The 18,142-nt window shown below is 45.8% G+C and carries 15 protein-coding genes; 9 read left to right on the top strand and 6 right to left on the bottom strand.

Annotated features, from left to right (window positions below):
• The first annotated feature begins 71 nt into the window (after window positions 1–71).
• Complete coding sequence (mrdA, locus tag KOD92_RS01975) at window positions 72–2,015, top strand: penicillin-binding protein 2 (protein ID WP_215231842.1); 1,944 nt, start codon at window positions 72–74, stop codon at window positions 2,013–2,015.
• A gap of 35 nt (window positions 2,016–2,050) precedes the next feature.
• Window positions 2,051–3,334, top strand: coding sequence for a rod shape-determining protein RodA (rodA, locus tag KOD92_RS01970; RefSeq protein WP_215231841.1), 1,284 nt, complete (start codon window positions 2,051–2,053; stop codon window positions 3,332–3,334).
• Window positions 3,335–3,336: 2 nt separating this feature from the next.
• Here the strand turns inward: rodA and KOD92_RS01965 are convergent, their stop codons facing one another.
• Window positions 3,337–3,714, bottom strand: a complete 378-nt coding sequence (locus KOD92_RS01965; RefSeq protein WP_215231840.1) for a DUF423 domain-containing protein — start codon at window positions 3,712–3,714, stop codon at window positions 3,337–3,339.
• Between the two features lie 138 nt (window positions 3,715–3,852).
• On the opposite strand from KOD92_RS01965, the gene KOD92_RS01960 reads away from it, so the two are divergent.
• The gene (locus KOD92_RS01960) at window positions 3,853–4,920 is read left to right on the top strand and encodes a glycosyltransferase family 9 protein (RefSeq protein ID WP_215231839.1); all 1,068 of its coding nucleotides are present in this window, start codon (window positions 3,853–3,855) and stop codon (window positions 4,918–4,920) included.
• Here KOD92_RS01960 and KOD92_RS01955 read toward each other — a convergent pair.
• Window positions 4,912–5,574 carry a YggS family pyridoxal phosphate-dependent enzyme gene (locus KOD92_RS01955; protein ID WP_215231838.1) on the bottom strand — a complete coding sequence of 221 codons (663 nt, stop codon included), beginning with the start codon at window positions 5,572–5,574 and terminating at the stop codon, window positions 4,912–4,914. The genes KOD92_RS01960 and KOD92_RS01955 overlap by 9 nt on opposite strands.
• Window positions 5,575–5,715: 141 nt before the next feature.
• Between KOD92_RS01955 and KOD92_RS01950 the strand changes: the two genes are divergently transcribed.
• The 4 genes from KOD92_RS01950 to rplI all read left to right on the top strand — a co-directional run bounded on the left by KOD92_RS01950 (window position 5,716) and on the right by rplI (window position 7,903).
• The gene (locus KOD92_RS01950) at window positions 5,716–6,657 is read left to right on the top strand and encodes a hypothetical protein (protein WP_215231837.1); all 942 of its coding nucleotides are present in this window, start codon (window positions 5,716–5,718) and stop codon (window positions 6,655–6,657) included.
• Window positions 6,658–6,796: 139 nt separating this feature from the next.
• Window positions 6,797–7,180: a 30S ribosomal protein S6 gene (gene rpsF / locus KOD92_RS01945; protein WP_215231836.1), complete on the top strand. Its 384-nt coding sequence runs from the start codon at window positions 6,797–6,799 to the stop codon at window positions 7,178–7,180.
• 3 nt (window positions 7,181–7,183) lie between these two features.
• Window positions 7,184–7,435 (top strand): 30S ribosomal protein S18, encoded by a 252-nt coding sequence (gene rpsR / locus KOD92_RS01940; protein WP_015811483.1) that lies wholly within the window; start codon window positions 7,184–7,186, stop codon window positions 7,433–7,435.
• Window positions 7,436–7,456: 21 nt separating this feature from the next.
• Window positions 7,457–7,903, top strand: coding sequence for a 50S ribosomal protein L9 (gene rplI, locus KOD92_RS01935; protein WP_215231835.1), 447 nt, complete (start codon window positions 7,457–7,459; stop codon window positions 7,901–7,903).
• A 190-nt stretch (window positions 7,904–8,093) separates the two neighbouring features.
• On the opposite strand, the gene lysM is transcribed toward rplI, so the two are convergent.
• Window positions 8,094–8,552, bottom strand: coding sequence for a peptidoglycan-binding protein LysM (lysM, locus tag KOD92_RS01930; protein WP_215231834.1), 459 nt, complete (start codon window positions 8,550–8,552; stop codon window positions 8,094–8,096).
• A gap of 188 nt (window positions 8,553–8,740) precedes the next feature.
• Between lysM and KOD92_RS01925 the strand changes: the two genes are divergently transcribed.
• Complete coding sequence (locus tag KOD92_RS01925; RefSeq protein ID WP_215231833.1) at window positions 8,741–10,378, top strand: glycerol-3-phosphate dehydrogenase/oxidase; 1,638 nt, start codon at window positions 8,741–8,743, stop codon at window positions 10,376–10,378.
• A gap of 27 nt (window positions 10,379–10,405) precedes the next feature.
• On the top strand, window positions 10,406–11,452 hold the full coding sequence (locus KOD92_RS01920; protein ID WP_215231832.1) for a beta-ketoacyl synthase chain length factor: 1,047 nt from the start codon (window positions 10,406–10,408) through the stop codon (window positions 11,450–11,452).
• Here KOD92_RS01920 and KOD92_RS01915 read toward each other — a convergent pair.
• Genes KOD92_RS01915 through KOD92_RS01905 form a run of 3 tightly spaced genes read right to left on the bottom strand, consistent with a single transcriptional unit; the run spans window position 11,449 to window position 18,098 of the window.
• Complete coding sequence (locus KOD92_RS01915) at window positions 11,449–12,684, bottom strand: NAD(P)/FAD-dependent oxidoreductase (protein ID WP_215231831.1); 1,236 nt, start codon at window positions 12,682–12,684, stop codon at window positions 11,449–11,451. The genes KOD92_RS01920 and KOD92_RS01915 overlap by 4 nt on opposite strands.
• Before the next feature lie 2 nt (window positions 12,685–12,686).
• Complete coding sequence (locus KOD92_RS01910) at window positions 12,687–14,216, bottom strand: phytoene desaturase family protein (RefSeq protein ID WP_215231830.1); 1,530 nt, start codon at window positions 14,214–14,216, stop codon at window positions 12,687–12,689.
• A gap of 15 nt (window positions 14,217–14,231) precedes the next feature.
• A complete protein-coding gene (locus tag KOD92_RS01905) occupies window positions 14,232–18,098 on the bottom strand; it encodes a trifunctional MMPL family transporter/lysophospholipid acyltransferase/class I SAM-dependent methyltransferase (protein ID WP_215231829.1) in 3,867 nt (1,288 codons plus the stop codon).
• Between the last annotated feature and the right edge of the window lie 44 nt (window positions 18,099–18,142).

Here is an 18,142-nt window from a genome sequence, read left to right as displayed (position 1 = left end):
CAGGCTTTGATATGTGTAATGATATGACGAACTTCGTATAAAAATAGAAAACCGGAATTTTATAGTGCAGAATGCTTGAAAATCGTCGCTTCGTTATTATTGGATTTTTCTCATTAGTAGGTTTAATATACTTATTGCGACTCTTCTACTTACAGGTTCTTGACGAGAGCTATTCCATCGAGTCGTCGAGTAATTCTATCAAACGTGTTATCGAAATCCCCTTCCGCGGCCAGATCTACGATCGTACGGGAAAGCTCATCGTTTATAATACCCCCGTTTATGATCTTTTGGTAACTCCCCGCAAAGCCAGAGTGGAGGATACCCTGCGTTTTTGCCAGGTATTGGGGATCGAGCGGCGGGATTTTGACAGTTTAATGGCGGCTGCGGCTGCTTATAGCCCGTTTAAACCTTCGCTATTTCTCCGACAATTATCGAAAGAGGATTTTGCGTCTATTCAGGACGTTATGGTTGATTATTCAGGTTTTGAATTTGCAAAAAGCTCACTCAGAACATACACCGCGCCAACCCTGGCGAACACGCTTGGCTACGTTAGTGAGATTACCAGATCACAGCTGGAAAAGCAGGAGGAGCCTTACTACCGGCAGAGTGACTACATCGGCCAAAGCGGAATTGAGAAGATTTATGAAAATGAGCTGCGCGGGAAGCGGGGTACCAAGTTTGTGATGCAGAATGTGGCCGGCGTTTACAAAGGTCCCTGGAAAAACGGCGAGCTTGATACGATGGCGGTCGCCGGCGAAAATCTTTATACGGGCATTGATCTCGAAGTACAGCAATATGCGGACAGTCTGATGGTCAACAAGGTAGGTAGCGTTGTTGCTATTGAGCCTAAGACCGGTCAGATCATTTCAATGGTTTCCGCACCGACTTACGATCCCAATATTCTTGCAAGCAGGCATTTTTCCAAGAACTTTGCGGCACTCGCACGCAATCCTTACAAACCGCTGTTCAACAGGCCGGTTATGGCGAGTTACCGCCCGGGATCTACCTTCAAGCTGATCCAGGCGCTGATAGGTTTGCAGGCAGGAGTGATTACGCCGGAAAGTGGATTTACGCACGCAAACTGTCCGATGGGCTGCCACGTGCACCCGGCGACAAGTACCGTCGCACTTGGGGTAATGCATTCGTGTAACCCTTATTTCTACAACGTTTTCCGCAGGCTGATCTATAAAAACAATATAACCAATACTTTTCGCGCATCTGCGGTCGGTCTCGACGACTGGCACGACAAAATGAGCAAATTCGGGATCGGTCAGCGGCTGGGGATCGACCTTCCCAGCGAATACAAAGGCAATCTGCCCAATAAAAAATATTATGATCGCTTTTACGGAGAATACCGGTGGAAGTTTTCAAATATCTATTCGCTCAGTATTGGTGAAGGCGAGTTGCTGATTACACCTTTGAAAATGGCCAATGTAGCTGCGATTATCGCGAACCGCGGTTACTATTACACACCTCACGTAATTCATGGGATCGGTGATAAAAAGTATGTAAAGCCCGAGTTTCTGGAAAGGCACGACAGCGGCGTCGATCCTCGTCATTTTGATCCTGTGATCGAAGGAATGATCGGCGCGGTGGAAGGCGGTACTGCGCGGAGATCGCGGGTGGAGGGTATCACGATCGCGGGTAAAACGGGGACTTCGCAGAACAAAAAAGGGGATGATAGTTCAATCTTTATCGCATTTGCACCGGCGGACGATCCCAAGATCGCCATTGCGGTATTTGTCGAGTATGCAGGCGCCGGAGGATCAGCCGCTGCGCCGATCGCCAACCTTGTGATCGAGAAGTATTTAACAAGAAAGGTGACCAACAAAGCGCTGGAAGAGCGAATGCTGAAAGCGGATTTTATGAGCAAAGTAATCCTTCCGGGCGTGAAAAAGCCCGTTTCAACGGATTCTACCAAGAAAAAGCCAGTTTCTGCTGATTCAGTTAAGAAAAAGCCTGCGACACCTGTAAAACCTTCCGCCAGCAACAGACCGGTAGCTGTCAATCCTTAATTTTTTTCAAGATTTTATAATACCATGCGATAGCAATGCCTGAAAACAAACCCATTACGAAGAATGTAGACTGGATCGTTGTGTTGATCTACATCGCTTGCCTCGCCATAGGTTGGGTTAACATTTACGCGGCCGTTTATAATCCCGAGGTGCAAACCAGCATGTTTGATGTCAGTAACAACGCTGGAAAGCAGCTGATGTGGATTGGTACCGCCGCGTTGCTGATAGTTTGTATTCTCGTGATCGATTACAAATTTTACGAGACGTTTTCTTTTATCATTTACGCGGTTGTGATCGCATTGCTTGTGCTGGTGCTCTTTGCGGGTTCCAATATCAACGGATCGCGCTCCTGGATCAAGATTGGCGCATTTTCCTTGCAGCCTGCCGAGTTTTCCAAGCTGGCGATCAGTCTGGCTATTGCAAAATACCTGAGCGACCCGGCGATCAGTCTGACGCGCAAGCTGAAAGACTATTACCCGATCATGGGAATCATTGCGCTACCCGCATTTTTGATCCTACTATCGAATGAAACGGGCTCAATGCTCGTATTTGCATCTTTTGCTGTGGTACTTTACCGCGAAGGAATGCCCGGCTTTATTCCTGCGATCGGAATGGTAATGGCGGCATTGCTGATCATTACCTTGCTTTTTGTGAAATGGTATATCGCCGGCGCGATCATCATTATCGCCGGTCTGGCGATCTGGATTATGCCGGTTATGACGCGGCGGCGCGGCGGTTTGTGGGCTACGATATTAGTGTCCCTGGTAATGATCGGGATCGTTTTCGGGGTGGATTTTTTCATGAATAATGTGCTTCAAAAACACCAGCGAGGCAGAATTATGGTGTTACTCGATCCCGATTCCGACCCGAGGGGAATCGGCTGGAACGTAATTCAATCCAAGATCGCGATCGGCTCAGGCGGATTCGCTGGAAAAGGATTTTTGCAGGGAACTCAGACCAAATTCGATTTTGTACCCGAACAAAGTACCGACTTTATATTCTGTACAGTAGGCGAGGAGCACGGCTTCATCGGCGCTGCTGTGGTGGTATTTTTATTTGTCTGCCTGATTTCAAGGCTGGTAATACTCGCCGAGCGACAGCGAAGCCGATTTGCGAGGGTTTACGGGTACTGTGTCGCGGGGATCATATTCTTTCACTTTATGATCAATGTCGGCATGACAATCGGGCTGATGCCGGTAATTGGTATCCCGCTTCCGTTTTTTAGTTACGGAGGTTCGTCGCTTTGGTCTTTCTCGATCCTGCTGTTTATATTCCTGAAAATCGACGCGCAGCGGCCTTTTACGTTATCCCGCGGGTAACTTTACAATTTTCCGGCAGCCAGGATCAGCAATACCCAACCAACTATCAAGGCCAATCCGCCGATTGGGGCGGTGGCGCCGAACTTGGTGATTCCTGTAAAGCAAATGGCGTAAAGTGAGCCGGAGAAAATAATTACCCCAATCGCAAATGCATTTCCCGACCAACCGAGCAATTTCACTGCGTCTGCACCGGCGCGCTGCATGAGCAAGCCGACCAAAACCATGGCTATTGCGTGGTAAAACTGATATTTAACAGCAGTTTCAAAAGTTTCGCTCCTGCCGGAAGCTTCCAGCATTCCTTTCAGTGCGTGTGCGCCGAATGCGCCGAGGGCAACCGCCAGAGCGCCCAATATGCCGCCCGCCTGTATCATGAATTTCATAAAGTAGATCTTTAAGTCAGTGGGTAAAGTTAGCCGCTGGGGAAAGTGCAACCAACCGTTTGTGCCAATTTTATTATATTGCGGCACAGGAAAAGCGGAATTAAACCACCTCCGCAGGTCGCGCACAAGCACATTCAAATGACGTTAGAACGCTTTATTCAACTCTGGACACACCGCTATCATAAATATTCCCACATCTTCGAGGCCCGGCTGCTGGGCTTCCGGGCAAGATCGCATTTCCGCGCTGTAAAGCAGAAGTTGAAGCCTAGCCAAAAACTGATCGCAGTCGTGAGAACGGAGCATTTCGGTGATATTATTGCTGCCGAACCTATTGCGCGCTACATCAGGTCGCTGCATCCCGATGGATATATCGTTTGGTTTGTCAAGCCCGCTTTTCACGAACTGGTGGATTACAATCCGGAGATTAATGAAGTTTTCCGAGAGTTTTGCGTTACCCAGCGACAAACTTTAATGGACGGAAATGTATTTGATCAAGTCATCGAGCTGCAATTCAGCAACAATAATCACTGTCCCAAATGCCAGGTTTTTGTAGATAATCCCGTGGCAGTGAGGCGGGATATTACTATTTTCAATTATTTCGATTACGGAAATCTGCTTGAAGTATTTGCGCAAACGGGAGATTTAATTCCTCCCAAATCGCCATTCCCAGCGGATGATCAGCCTAGGTTGTATTTGCAGGAAAGTCACCGTACCAAGGTCGACTCTCTCCATTTACCTGATCGTTTTATTGTATTGCATTGTCAATCCAATTATAAACCGAAAGACTGGCCTTCCGATCGTTGGGAAATGCTTATCGATTGGCTGGCAGCTACTTATGATTATCAGATTGTGGAAGTTGGGATGAAAAGCAGCCTGAATGTAAGTACCAATTCTTATCGGAATCTGTGCGGGCAATTGTCAATCCTCGAAACGGGTGAAGTGATCCGGCGGGCGAAATTCTTCATCGGACTGGATAGCGGCCCGTCGCATTTAGCTAACGCAACCGGTACTTTCGGGATGATCCTGATGGGTGCGTTGAATAATTTTTTAAATTATAATCCCTATTCCGGGCAATACGGGCGGCAGGAAAATGTGGTGCTGGTTCGTCAGGCAGGGCAACCGTGCTGTGACCTGACCTTCGAATTTGTTAAGGAAAAAGTGAAGGAAGTACTTGACAAGGAATCGGAAATCAGTCAGTTATCGTGAGCCAAAAATGGCGCTCCCGACCCGGACAAGCGTACTGCCTTCTTCTGCGGCCAACAGATAATCGCCGCTCATTCCCATCGAAAGTTCCCGCATCTCAATCCGGGGATTTTCATATTGTTTAAATGATTCGAAGAGGTTTTTGAGTCCCTTAAATTCAGCTCTCACCACCTCAGTATCGTCGGTATTGGAAGCCATTCCCATTAATCCGACGATTTTTATATTGGTTAAGTCAGACAATTCGGGCGAAGTGACGATCTCTTTGGCTTCATCTTCCGAAAGGCCAAACTTAGTTTCCTCACTCGCAATGTATATTTGCAGGAGGCATTCAATAACACGGTCGTTTTTTACAGCTTCTTTATTTACTTCTTTCAATAATTTAAAACTATCAATAGAATGGATCAGCGACACGAATGGCGCCATGTATTTCACTTTATTACTCTGTAAATGCCCGATCATGTGCCACTCGATATCCTTGGGAAGTTCCTCCGATTTGGCAACCATTTCCTGCACCTTGTTTTCTCCAAAACGCCTGGCGCCGGCCTGATATGCTTCCAAAAGAACTTCCGCGGGCTTGGTTTTTGTTACAGCAACCAGCCTTGTTTCCTGTTTTAATCCTTTTTCTATTCGGGCAATATTTTCAGCGATCGATGACATTATCAGGAGTTAAATTTTTGAGAATTAAGAGATTAAAGCCCAGCTTCTGACTCAGGCGACCAGAAATTCGATGTGGACATATTTCAAAATTGAAAAAAACATATTTCTTTTACCAACTTAATTAAAAATTCAACCTTCTGTATGGACTACAACCAGGAACAAAAACAAGACCGAAAAACGCTTCTATGGGCAGCATTGGCTGTATTGTTACTGCTCAATCTGGTACTTGTTTATTTTATCTATCACGAAAAACAGGAGAACCTGGCGAAGGATGAAATTATAACTGCAAAAACAGAGGAAGTTTTATCAATCAAAACGAAACTCGATTCGATCTCCGCGGAGCTGGATGTGAAGATCGCCGAAATACAAAAGTTGGGAGGTAGCGTAGATTCACTGGTTGCTTTAAAGGAACAACTGGAAAAGGATAAACGGGAGCTTAAAAACGCGACTACTTATTCGGCGGCTAACTACAATAAAAAGATTAAGTCTTACGAATCGATATTGTCGGAAAAAGACAGCGAAATCGCTACGCTGAGGCAGCAATTAGGTGTTGCAACTACAAAGAATGAAGAGCTGAGTCAGAAATTAACGGGTCTGGAATCTGAAAAACAGTTGCTTGCTGATTCTGTGACCAACTATTCCGTACAAAACCGCGAATTGAGCGAAAAGGTAAATCTGGCATCGGCTTTGAAAGCGGAAGCGTTGACAGTCAATGCAGTAAACTCGAAAGGTAAGGAACGTCAGGGTGGAAAATACAAAGCAAAACGCATTGATAAGCTGCGTGTGAATTTCAAAATCGCTGAAAATCCGGTTGCTAAACAAAATGAAAAGCAGATCTACCTGCGGATCCTGGACCCCGACGGAGCTGTTCTTTCTGATATGGCAACAGGCTCAGGTTCGTTTGTACATAATGGTAAGGAGCTGATTTACAGTTCTTCACAGGTTGTTAATTTCGATAACAGTAACCAATCGGTTGATATTCTGTACGGCCGGGGCGGTATTCCGTTGAAAGACGGCAAATACGCGATCGAACTTTACAGTGAAGGTTTCAAGATAGGAGAGGGCGATTTTACAGTAAGATAGTGTTCTGCTCGGTTTAACTTCGGCTTAATGGTTTTCCGGGTTTGGAATTTCAGTTTGTAAACCTTATTTTTGCACCCTCATTTTGGCTTTAAACCAAGGTGAGGGTTTTTTACTTTTATAAATACTAACAAATTACCGTATGTCTAAACAGTATGAAACGGTGTTCATTCTAACTCCCATTTTGTCTGAGGCCCAGGCAAAGGACGCCGTTGAAAAATTCACTACAATCATTACCTCTAACGGAGCGTCGATTGTACATGAAGAGAACTGGGGATTGCGCAAGCTGGCCTACCCTATCCAAAAGAAAAACTCCGGTTTCTATCATGTAGTAGAATACACTGCATCAGAAGAAGGAAACGTGGTTGATGTTCTGGAAACTGAATTCCGTCGTGATGAGCGTATTTTACGCTTTATGACTATCGTCCTTGACAAGCATTCTATCGCTTACAACGAGAAGAAACGCAAAGGATTGGTAGGTAGAAAAAGAGAAGAGTCTACTGAATCTAAAACCGAAAACGCATAAGCTATGTCACTAGTTAACGAACCGGTTGAAAAGAACATTAACCGTAAGAAATATTGCCGCTTCAAGAAAGCTGGTATTAAATATATCGATTACAAGAATCCTGACTTTTTACTGAAACTTGTAAATGAGCAAGGTAAGATTTTACCACGCCGCCTTACAGGAACAAGCCTGAAATATCAGCGCAAAGTATCTCAGGCAATTAAAAGAGCACGTCACTTGGCCCTTTTGCCATTTGTTGCTGATCAATTGAAATAATACAGTAAAGAGCTACAAACAATGGAAATCATACTTATAACCGATATAGCAGGAGTAGGCTATAAGAACGATATCGTAACCGTGAAGGCGGGTTTCGGTCGTAATTATCTTATTCCTCAGGGATTTGCACTGTTGGCTAATACGTCCAACCGCAAAATCGTGACTGAGAACGTACGTCAGGCTGCTCACAAAGCAGAAAAGTTGAAAAAAGATGCAGAAGATATCGCATCGGCAATCGGCGATCTGACAATTGATATCAAAACTGTGGTAGGTGAAAGCGGACGTATTTTCGGTCGCGTTACCAATACCCAGGTTGCTGATATTTTGAAAGCAAAAGGATTTGATATCGATCGTAAGAAAATCACTGTTGACGATGTAAAATCGATCGGCACATATTCTGCAACGATCGATCTTCACAAAGAAGTAAAACACAAAGTTGCGCTGAATGTAATTGCAGCGGAAGATTGAGTTAGCTTTTTTTGCTATTAGCTTTTAGCTTTTAGCGATTAGTTTTAATAAAAAACCGGAGTAGATCATCTACCTCCGGTTTTTTATTCTAACAGCTAACAGCTAACAGCTAACAGCTAACAGCTAACAGCTAACAGCTAACAGCTAACAGCTAACAGCTAACAGCTAACAGCTAACAGCTAACGGCTACTCAAACCGCTGGAATCCGCAATACCTGTCCCGGATAAATCTTGTCTGGGTGCGTCAACATTGGTTTATTTGCTTCGAAAATAACCGGGTATTTCATCATATCGCCGTAAACGGTTTGCGCGATCTTGGAAAGCGTGTCACCTTTTTCCACAGTGTGATAAGTAGCCTCCGGTGCGGGAGTCGCCACTTTCAGACGGTTATCTACAACCTGAACTCCTTCTACATTGCCCACAGCAAGTGCGATCTTCTCTGAATCCTCCTGATTTGCTACTTCTCCGTCAAGAGTAACCGTGTCACCTGAGGTCTTCACAGTGAGATTGTTGTAAAAAAGTCCCAGTGCTTTCACGTGAGCGAGTAATGCGCTGGCGCGTAGCGGTTCGGCCTCAGGGGTCGGTGCAGCTACTTCTTCTTTTTTGAAAACTTTTTCGCCTGATCCTTTGAGAAACGAGAATAAGCCCATGTTTTTTAGTTTTAAATGAAAAGGTGATTGTTCGGGATAAGACATTTCTTTTGCCTGCCCGATTCTGCAAGAGCAATTATTATACCAGTAAAAGCAGAAGATGAATCGCCGCGCTGCACGCGTTTTAGATATCTACTTTGTACTTTTGCAATCAGTGAAATTAATGCCGACTCCTGTTCCCGCTACGAATGAATCGCCCCGAATCTCTTGAAAAGCTTAAAAGTGAAGAGTTTGATATCTGTATTATCGGGGCTGGCGCGAGTGGCGCAGGCTGTGCCCTGGACGCGGTTTTAAGAGGATATAAGGTTGCATTGATCGATAAAAAAGACTTCGCGGCCGAAACATCTTCCAGATCGACCAAGCTTATTCACGGCGGGGTACGTTACCTGGAACAGGCATTTAAAAAACTGGATTTTGCGCAACTCAAGCAGGTTCGTCACGGATTGGAAGAGCGGCATATTGTCCTCAAAAACGCGCCCCACCTGGCCCGGCCACTGGCGTTAATGACCCCGGTTTCTTCCTGGATCGAAGGATTATACTTCAAGATCGGGTTACAGATCTACGACGCATTTGCAACAAATGATACGCTGCCGAAGAGTAAGTGGCTGACTAAAAAGGAAGTGCTAGCCAAAATCCCGACACTTGATTCCAGAAAGCTTCACAGCGGCGTTTTATATTACGACGGTCAGCTCGACGATGCGCGGTATTGCCTGGCGATTGTTCAGTCTACTGCCGAAGCAGGCGGTACCGTCGCTAATTATATGGAAGTCAACGGTTTTGGAAGGGATACCTTAGGGAAATTGAATGTCGTTAATGCAACGGATACCAGGTCAGGAGCGCAATGTGCAATCCGCGCAAAGCTTGTCATCAATTGTACCGGCCCATTCGCAGATCATATCCGGCTTCTCGCCAATCCGTTACTTTCGGAAAGGCTGCGACCGAGTAAGGGTGTGCACGTGGTGCTGCCTGCCGCGACGCTGAATAGTGAATACGCCATGCTCATTCCCAAAACTTCTGACGGCCGGGTTGTATTTGCAATCCCATTTGAAGGTGCGACGATGATCGGTACCACAGACACAGATTATGGGGACGTTTCCTCTGAGCCAACTTTGAACGAAAGTGAAAAGAAGTATCTGGCAGATACCCTGAATCCTTATCTGGCAAAGCCCATTAAGCTGGAAGAATTGAAAGCCGGTTTCGGCGGATTACGCCCACTGCTTGCTGCTGACCCGGTGAAGTCGACAAAAAGTCTGGTGAGGGACCATGAAGTGGAGACGGACGAGAAGTCGGGGCTGATTAGTTTGCTTGGAGGAAAATGGACAACCTACCGTTTAATGGCGAAGGATACGATCGACGAAGCAGATCGATTCTTCTCAAAAAATAACAGCTGCACCACAGATTCATGCATTCTGGCGGGAGGTGAAAATTTCAGCTCTGAATCCTGGCACCAATTAGCCACGACCTACGATTTACCCGAAGATATATCCCGGCATTTAACCAAAAAATACGGCTCCCGGGCTGGTAAGGTCGCAGCATTGACAGTAAATGATAATAGCTTAAAAACGAGGCTGCTAGCGGAACTTTCTTATATTCAGGCGGAGGCTATTTATACGATACGACACGAAATGGCAATGACCTTGCGCGACTTTTTTGCGAGAAGGATCCGCCTGGAAATCACGGGATGGAACGAAACACTAAAAGCACTGCCTGTCGTCGCCGATTTGATGGCACGGGAATTGGAATGGAGTGGCGACCAGAAGCAACGAGAGATTTCAGAATACAGGGACCTGATCATGAAATTTATCTCGGACGCAAAATCAGTATAATACCATCAGTAGCATTATTATCCAGGAATGTATATCACACAATCAAACTGTATTTCTCCCCAACGCACTTTTGACAATGCCTTTTTGGATGGTGAAGTACAAGTACATCAGGGAGTCAGGTACCCCGCATTGGAGCCCGAATACGGGCAATTGATCCCGGCGGGGCTGCTCAGACGAATGGGAAAGGCGATCAGAATGGGAGTGGGGGCAGGACTGCCGCTTGTGAAGGAAAACGGTATTGATGGAATTATTTTGGGGACTGCCAATGGTGGGCTCGAAGATTGCCTCAAATTCCTGAACCAGATCGTCGATTATAATGAAGGCACACTTACTCCCACGAATTTTGTCCAAAGTACGCCCAATTCGGTCGCCGGCAGCCTGGCGCTGATGAGCAAGACGACCGGGTACAACACAACGCACGTTCATAACGGACTTGCATTTGAAGCTGCATTGTTGGATGGGCTGATGTTGATGGAGGAAAAAAAAGCTTCCAAATTAGTAATCGGCAGCGTGGAGGAAATTTCAGACTATAACCATAATATCAATTCGCTGAGCGGCTCATTCAAGGCGGGGGATACCAGTTCGGAGACTTTGCTGCAATCGGGTACTCCCGGTTCTGTAAATGGGGAAGGCGCGACGATGTTTGTGGTTGAGACTAATAAGTCGACTAAAAGTGCGCCGCGTATTTTGGATGTGGATCAGAGTAGTTACTTGCCGGAAAGTGCTGTTACAGAAAGAGTCGAATTGTTTTTAGCTAAAAACAACCTGCGACCGGAAGATGTTGACACATTGTTTCTAGGTGTCAGCGGAGATAGCCGGACAGACCATATTTACACAGATCTGCACAAAAAGCTATTCCCCGCTAGCAACTGTTATTCGTATAAGAATCTAGTCGGCGATTATCCTACCGCAACTGCATTTGCATTGTGGCTCGCTGTTCAAATGTATGAAGGTAAATCTTTGCCTGGCCAATGCAGATATCACTTTGTTGAAGAACGGCCGGTGCGTAATACATTGATTTACAATCAGTCCAAGGGATTACAGCACGGATTTATCCTGGTTACAGCAGATTAGATCTGAGCTTTTTCCCTCATTTTAATCACCTTCGCAAGCGTCGGAAGGATTGTATCATGCTTTTTTACAAACGGGTTTGAGTGGTCCCAGACATATCCGGCCAGTACCGAGCAAATCTGATATTTAATATCATCATCGATCGTTTTAGCGAAAATAATGGTCTGGAAATCACCACTATACCAGCCAGTTACGTAGCTTCGGAAAACGTTGATCCCTTTTTGTACCACATCTTCATATTCAGTTTTCCAATCTACTTTCTCGCCTCGTAAATGTCTGTCCGTCATCTTAGCTGAAAGCAAACCGGAAGCGGTCGCGAATGTAACGCCGGATGAAAATATTGGATCCAGAAATTCGGTACTGTTGCCTGAAAGCACAAATCCTTCTCCGAACATCGTTTTTACACCAACAGAATAGCCTAGTATGTTGCGCGGCTCAAACTTGAACTCAGATTCTTTGAACCGGCCATTCAGATCTTCAAAATCGCGGATAAACGACTTATACTTTTCACCGCCATTTTCAGCCAGCTCCATCACCTTTTCCTTATCGCTCACAATCCCGACAGAAGTGGACCCGTCGGAAAATGGTATTGCCCATATCCACGATTTGTTGTTGTCAAATGAATGGACGAATATGTTATTGCTTGCTTTTTCAGACCTGTTTTTATCTTCCAAATGCGAGAAAATAGCGCCTCTTGGCGTGAAAGCTGATGGTTTGCTCAGGTCAAATAACCGGGGCAGAACCCTGCCGTATCCGCTCGAATCAATAATAAATCTACATTCGATCTTGTGCGTATTTCCGTCAATATCCCTGTATTCGAGCACCTGCTTTTCAGCGCTGCAAGTCACGCTCAGTACCTCGCATTCGAAGTTAACATCCACTCCCTTCTCCCGGGTTGCTTCGGCAAGTGCGCTATCGAAATCTGCCCTTTTTACCTGCCAGGTCCAGGTCCATCCTTTGGTAAATTGTTCGGTGAAAAAGAACTCGCAACGTTTTTCGCCCAGCATAAATGCAGCCCCCGTCTTCTTCTGGAACTGCTGTTTTTCGACAGCTTCCAATAAACCTGACTCGCTCAAATGTTCCATGCAGCACGGTAGCAGGCTTTCTCCTATCTGAAATCTCGGAAATTTCTCTTTTTCTAAAATCGTAACATTGTAACCCTGCTTTTTCAGATAGGAAGCTGCTACTGTTCCGGCCGGCCCTGCGCCAATCACCACCACATCAACTGTTTGCATAATCAAGCGTCTTTTATTTTTTGAATGAGTATATCTTTATCAACGAAGGGAAAACAGGTAATGAATGCACTCACGGTCACTCCCAAAATCCCGTGAAGTGAGATGTTCTGGCCGGTCAGGTGCAGGTTCGGAATTTTAGTTTTTGTATTGATCTGCGTTTTGGCAGGTGACATGGAATCTTTCATAATCCCGTACATCGATCCGTCTTTGTTACCGATATAGTCCCTGAAAGTGAGCGGAGTGGCACTGTGCACCGCCTTGATTTTTTCAGAAATTCCCGGAAAGGTTTGCTCCATCCGCCGGATCACCTGCGCCTCTTTATCTTTTTTAAACTGACTATATGCTTCATCCCGCTCTCCCGGCTCGGCCACTGTACTGAAACTTTCTGCCCACTGCGCCGTCTCCGAGGCTTTCATGTAAGTCATTACCGACATGGAATCCGCGTACTCGCCAGTCCGGGAAATGTACGGAGTGCAGATAAAGCTGGTTTGCGGCCAGTTATCAGGCTCGTAATCGGCGGTTTCCCACACATTGTCGGTGTGGTGCAGGTAAATGTTATGGTTTAGGTATTTAAAAGTTTTTTCATGAAAAGTAAGGTGCACCAGGAATGTCGAAACCGAGTTTTCGAGTCCCTGAATGCGATTTTTGTAAATATTTAAAAATCTGTCCTGTCCAAAAATATCGATGCTGACGGCCGGGTGAACATTGGAAATAAACTGCTTTCCTCTCACACGCTCGCCATTTGACAAAATCACTTCTTTGACGAGCCCGTCGTCTGTATAACCCGCCGAAACGACCTTCTTGTGCTTGACGATTTTTCCTCCGTGCTGCCTGATCACCTTACTGAACTGGATCGCGATCTGCGAGCCGCCGTCGGTGAACTTGTAGGCACCGGACAAATAGCTTTTCATAATCAGAGCGTGCACGTAAAAAGGCGTTTTGCGCCTTGTGCCGGCGTAAAGCAGGTTAGAGCCCGCCAGTACATTACGCAATCTCACATTTTCGGTCAGCGAGGCAATGTAGTCGTGTGCGTTTATATTCAGGATATCGCTGTCCAGATAATGCCCGTCCGACGTGCTTTTCAAATTATAGAGGGGAAATTTACTGCATATCTCAATGATCTTCTCGCAATAGTTATTAACCGCATCCTTTTCCTCGGGGAAGTAGGAAATCAAAGTTTTGGCAAACTGGTCAAACCCCTGAGCATAAGGATATTCGGCACCATCGGCGAAGCGGATCACATCAAACTGATCGTCGTCGAGGCGCTTCAATTTGAGCTTATCCAGAATCCCGAAATATTTGAAAAACTGGTAAAGATTTTCGCCTTTATCCAGACTGCCCACATAGTGCACGCCGGTATCGAAAATGCTCTTGCCGCGGCTGTAAACCTGTAAATGCCCGCCAATCTGGTGGTTTTTTTCCAGCACAATCACGCTGTACTTTTCCATGGCCAGAATAGCCGCACAAGCGAGCCCGCCGAGGCCACTTCCGACGATAACGAAATCGTATTCTTGTTCTAGCGAAGACAGCATTTGACAGCCAGTATATTAAGGTGCGACTCGTGTAATTTCAGGGGATTGAAGAGGCTTTCGCAAGATGAACAGTACGTTGGAAGTGTTCCTGGAATGCGATTTCAGTTCGTAAAGGAAGTGATGTTGTTGGGCAAAATCACGGATATCCTGCGAGGAAAAGAAGTGGAATGCCTCCTCTTTTTTATTAAATGAAAACAAACCGGTCGACAATGCTTCTGTGGTTTTCGTTTTTTGGTGCTTTTCTTCATGATCGGTGATGCCGTCGCGAATGAACAGGATACCACCCGGATTCAGCGCAAGCGCACAACTTTCCAGTAATTTAAGCTGTTTTTCTTTTGACAAATAGTGCAGGATATCATTTAAAAAAATAACATCCGTTTGCTCAATTTTAACCTGCATCACGTCCGCCTGCTGGAAGCTCAGATTAGCCGTTTTGTGGTAGCTGTTTGCTGCAATCGAGATCTTTTCTTCGTCATAATCGATGCCCGTAATGCAACGCTCAGGGTTTTTATAATGCAGAAAAAAAGAGAGATATCCGTAGCCGCAACCGAGGTCCAGGATATTTTTGCGATCACCGATCAGGTTGTTGTAAAAAGTAAAATTCGCGCTTTCCAGCCTCCATTTGATCTTGAAGTACCATTCCAATACCGGTCCTTTGAAAACGTAGTTGGTAAATATCCTGTGTTTCAAATAGCCGGTATCTTCCATTTCGTATTGAAATTCGGCGTAGCTGCTTCGGAAATAGGCTGCTATATTTTTGGTTTGATCGCGCAGCTGGCCGCTCCGTTTTTCGTCGGAAGGCGGGATAGGAGGCAGGACGCGCACATTCAGCGCGCCCGGGCGGATCAGAAAATCACCTTTTGGCAATACTTCGTGCGCCCCGTGGATCAGCACCGGCTGAATGTCCAGATCAAGTTGGGCGGCTAAGTGAAATGCACCTTTGTGAAAACGCGCGATCTCACCGTCTTCTGAGCGGGTACCTTCCGGGAAAATGAGTAAAGAATAGCCTTCCCTGACCAATGCCCGCACTTTTTCAATATTCTCCTCGGTACCATCATCGGTGTAAACATAACCTGCATACCGGATGATCGGACCGAAAAATGGCGATTTATAAACCCAGCCTTTGACCATCAATACGATTTTCGGATGGAGCATGATCGCGAGCAGAATATCCAGGAACGAAGTGTGGTTGGCAATAAAGATCACAGGCTTGTCCATATTCAGGTTTTCCAGTCCTGAAAAGCGCTTTTTTACGTGCGGGCCAGAGTATATCACCGTTTTTGCAAACCACGAAAGTGACCGGTTGATCATCTCGCGTTTACGCTTTTTGGAGATTGGTAAAAGCAAAACTGTGACCAGCTTGGAATGTAAAAACAGGCAGCCGGACAGAAAATAGGTAAAGCTGGAAATGCTGATCAAAAACGGCAGCATCGTAACCGGCGCTCTTTTGCGGGCTATTCTGTTTTGAACAAAAAAATCAAATAGTACCGGCTGAAATGCGAAAGAAATAAACAATATACAAGCAATTCCTATCACGCTGATTAACGCAACTGAATGAATAGCAGGGTGTTCGGCAAAAATCAGGACGCCGGTTCCGATAATGGTAGTGGTGGCAGATAACAGGATCGCCGATTGGTAGGAGCTGAGCGTATCTTTCCGGTATTTGTATTTCCCCAAAAGACCGTCGGTAACGAAAATGCTGAAATCGTCGCCCAGACCGAAGATAAATGTGGTGACGATGACATTCACAAAATTGAATTTAATACCCAGTAGCGCCGCTATTCCGAGGATCCAGATCCAGCTGATCACCATCGGAAGAAACGAAAGCAGCGTAAGTTCGATCCTTCCGTAAACGAGCAATAGGGTGAGGAAAACGATTGAGGCTGAGATCAATAGCAGGTAATTGAAATCGTTTTTGACCATCGAAAGCATTTCGCTGGCCATTTCGCCCCTGTCAAATAATGCGGCACCGGGAATGTTGCGCAGTTCGCTTTTCACAAAAGGCAGGTTCTTCTGAGGCACGATCAACGTGGAAATAAACGTACTGCCCGACCGGTTTTGCTCGATCAGATTATCAATACCTAATTCCTGAAAAAGTGTGTCCAGGGAAACAGAATGCTGGTTTTGCCCCGCTACCCAGCTTTTGAAATCATTAAAAGCGAAAGAATTAAAACCATTTTTCGCTCCCGCCCGGTCCATGATATTGAATGTTACTTCCTTGCGGCCAAGGTCCCAGAATTCGTGCCACTTCCGGTTGCGCTCAATCTGTAAATCACGCGGTATCAGCAAGGCACCCGAGCTCGCAAAACTGCTCACATTTCCATTGGTCCGCAGTTCTGCCAGTTTTTGGTAGATATTAAAATTGATCTTTTCGGCTGTATTGCGATTTGCGTCCGAGGCAAAAACGTAGATCCTTTTCTGCGTTTTAGGGTCAATGCCGGTGAGCGCCTGCTCTCGCGAAGCAAGGTCGTCACTTTGAATGCTCAGGTTTTCGAAGCCGCTGTCAAATTCTGTAAATCGCGCAAAATAGAGAAATACAAGGGTTAGCAATGCAATTACGCCGAGCATTGCGGGCCGCCATTTAGAAGATATTGCAGGCAAGCGGAGCGATTTTCTTTCGGCAGGTAATTTTTTATAGTCAAATGATGCTGATTCCAATATGACCGGCAAAGCGGTGAGTGTGAAAATGGCAGCTCCCAAAAGGCTAAGTGACGAAAACAGCCCGAAATCCTGCAAAACGGTTGAATTTGCGAAGTTGAGCGCACTGAACGCCATGATAGTCGTGAAACTTCCCGTAAGGAGCGGCGCGCTTACTTCCTTTACCGCAGTGGAAATGGAGGCAGTGTGCCGTAAATGCGTAAAAAAATGGAATGCATAATCGAGCAATATCCCGAAGATAACCGCGCCGGTAGCCAATGAAATGCCGGAAATTTCAGGTCGCAGGTAACCTATGATACCCAATGCAAAAACAGCCCCGAAAACGCCAGGGAGCAGCATAAACAGGGGAATGAGGAATTTGCGGTAATAGCCGATCAATAGTAAAAGGATCGCCCCGATCGCGATAAAAGAGGTGAGGTAACTGTCGCGTTTCACCTGTATCGCGTTCCGCGCAGCAATTTCGAAAGTGCCGAAATACGTGAGATGGTTGTACCGGTGCTGCGCATTCCATTTCTCGCGAAAAGCCTCTGTAAGCTCAAACAGCTCCACATTTTTATCCGAATTACCCGAATCAAATGCAGTGGAAGCGAAAATGAGCATTTGCCTTCGATCGGACGAAAACATCATTCCGTCGTCGATAACCAGGTTTCCCGCATTGTTACTCGCATTCAGCGACTGGAAATATTTACCCGTGATACCGAGCGGATCATTTAATATGAATGCTTTCAAAAAAGAGCCGCCGGGCGTAAGCAGCTGATTGTATGTAGCTGCTACCGAAGCTTTTATCGAGTCGGGGGCGAGGCGCGAGCTGATATGTGCATAGTAGGATTCGTCGATCAGCTGCGGAAAATGGGTGTACACATATTCGTAAAGATCCTCCTGCACATTGGGCCGCTCGATCTGCAAATTCCGGATATATCCTTTCGTATATCTGGTCAGTGAATCCGAAAACCCCTCGGCGAGCATTCTGGCCGACTCAGTATCAGTGTCTTCCGGAATCTTAATGGAAAATACAATCTGGTTGATAATGTTTTTATTCTCTACCAGCTGGTTGAATTCTTCAAAGCTTTTTCCTTTCGGTAAAGCAGCGAAGATACTTTGGGTGACTTTTAACCGGAAAATACCGGAAAAAAGAAATGCGCAAAGCAATATAAGTGTAAAGTAAAATGCTGTTTTGTGACCGGAAAGGAATTTATTTAACCTTAAAAGCAAATCTCCGATCATCGGGGCTGGAACGAGTGAGTGTGAGACAAAATTAATCAAATGTA

This window comes from Dyadobacter linearis, assembly GCF_907165045.1.
GTDB lineage: Bacteria > Bacteroidota > Bacteroidia > Cytophagales > Spirosomataceae > Dyadobacter > Dyadobacter linearis.
This window is presented reverse-complemented; position numbering and strand designations above follow the sequence as displayed.